This is a genomic window from Bifidobacterium sp. CP2 (genome assembly GCF_018555635.1).
Lineage (GTDB): Bacteria > Actinomycetota > Actinomycetes > Actinomycetales > Bifidobacteriaceae > Bifidobacterium > Bifidobacterium saguinibicoloris.
Window position 1 is genome coordinate 1 of sequence record NZ_JAFEJX010000025.1, and the last position, 1,598, is coordinate 1,598.

Consider the following 1,598-nt stretch of genomic DNA (forward strand, 5'->3'; position numbering starts at 1 on the left):
TGTTCAGGCGACGAGCCCGAGCTCGACGCGTTTGTCCATGATGCTCATGCCGTATTCGGTCTTGATGCGCTTGTCCCTGTACCAGACCATGTACTCGTCGAGCATGGCGGTGAACCTGTCGATGGTCACATCCTTGAAGCTGCGCTTGTGGAAGAACTCCTGCTTGAGCCGGCCGAAGAACCCCTCCGCGGCCGCGTTGTCCGGCGAACAGCCCTTCGCGCTCATGGAACGCGTCAGCCCGTGGTCCCTGCAGATGCGGATCCATTCGGGCCACCGGTAGTGGCAGCCCCGGTCGGAGTGGATGACCGGCGTCTGGCCGGGCTTGAGCGTGGCGCACGCGGTCTCGAGCATCCCGTTGGCCAGGGCGGCGTTCGGGCTCGTGCCGATGGTCCAGGCGACCGGCATGCCGTCGTAGCAGTCGATGACCGGCGACAGGTACACCTTGCCCGCCGGGATCGAGAACTCGGTGATGTCCGTGGCCCACAGCCGGTTCGGCGCGGTGGCGTGGAAGTCGCGGTTCACGAGATTGGCCGGCGCGCCGCCGATCTCGCCCTTGTACGAGCTGTAACGTTTCGCGCTTTTGAACACGGGCACGAGCCCGTGCGCGGTCATCAGGCGCATGACCCGCTTGGCCGACACGACGACGCCCGCGCTTCTGAGCTCGAGGTGGATGCGCTTGTACCCGTAGCGTCGCCGGCTGTTCTCGAACGCCTCGCGCACCAAGGACAGGAGGCTCGCGTTCTTGTCGGGCCGGTTCATGGCCTTGAGCTGGTAGTAGTACGTGCTGCGCGCGATGCCGACCTCCGCCAGCAGGCCCTGCGCGTCGGCGTGCAGCTCCTCACTGATCCTTTTGACCAGAAGGGCTTTTTCTCGGTTGGTCAGGTTGTCCGGGTCTGCGCCCGGCTCTTTTCCCACCAGTTCCGCCGAACCCCGTATGATCGCCAATCGGATCTCCATGGCCCGCTGTTCGGCGCGCAGACGCTCGAGGTCGGCGCGCAACGCGGCGATCTCGCCGCGCAGCACGTCCGGATCGTCCTGCGGCGAGGAATCCCCGCGCCCCGGTTCCCTCTTCGTCACCATGAGTCCTTTCGAGCCGCCGAGCAGTTCCAGTTTCGCACGACCGACGAATCCACACCCACCGCCCGTGCGGCCTCGCGCGAGCTCGATTCGCCGGACGCGACCTTCAGGACCGCCTCCCGCTTCAACTCCACGGGAACCGGACCACGGCGAATCCGACGTTCGCCCGGAGCGAGCTCGTCGATCCACGCGGCCAGCACCTCCTTGCTCGGATACCCCATCTGGCGCATCGTACGGCTCGCCCGCCGACCATGCGTCAGGTAATGGTCCACGGCCGCGCGCTTCTGCTCCTGCGTATAACGCGCATACCGTTCCCCGCGCCTCGACGGCACGCCCGTCTCCCGCTCCTCGAGCCAGTCGCGATGCCACATGCGCAACGCCTCCCGGCTGGGATACCCCAGCTCCCGGATCACATCCGCCGCGCAGCACTCATACCTCACATACAACTCGACCGCACGCCGCCGCTGCTCCCTCGTATACCTCGCCACGATGGTTCCTCTCCCGGATCACAGTCCAAGAAA

2 protein-coding genes are annotated in these 1,598 nt (G+C 66.1%); both read right to left on the minus strand.

The features are described 5' to 3' along the window. Positions 1 to 3: 3 nt before the first annotated feature. On the minus strand, positions 4 to 1,080 hold the full coding sequence (locus tag JS531_RS10840) for an IS3 family transposase (RefSeq protein ID WP_240542195.1): 1,077 nt from the start codon (positions 1,078 to 1,080) through the stop codon (positions 4 to 6). After that, positions 1,074 to 1,565 (minus strand): hypothetical protein, encoded by a 492-nt coding sequence (locus JS531_RS11195; protein WP_240542196.1) that lies wholly within the window; start codon positions 1,563 to 1,565, stop codon positions 1,074 to 1,076. Before JS531_RS11195 ends, JS531_RS10840 begins: the two co-directional genes overlap by 7 nt. Between the last annotated feature and the right edge of the window lie 33 nt (positions 1,566 to 1,598).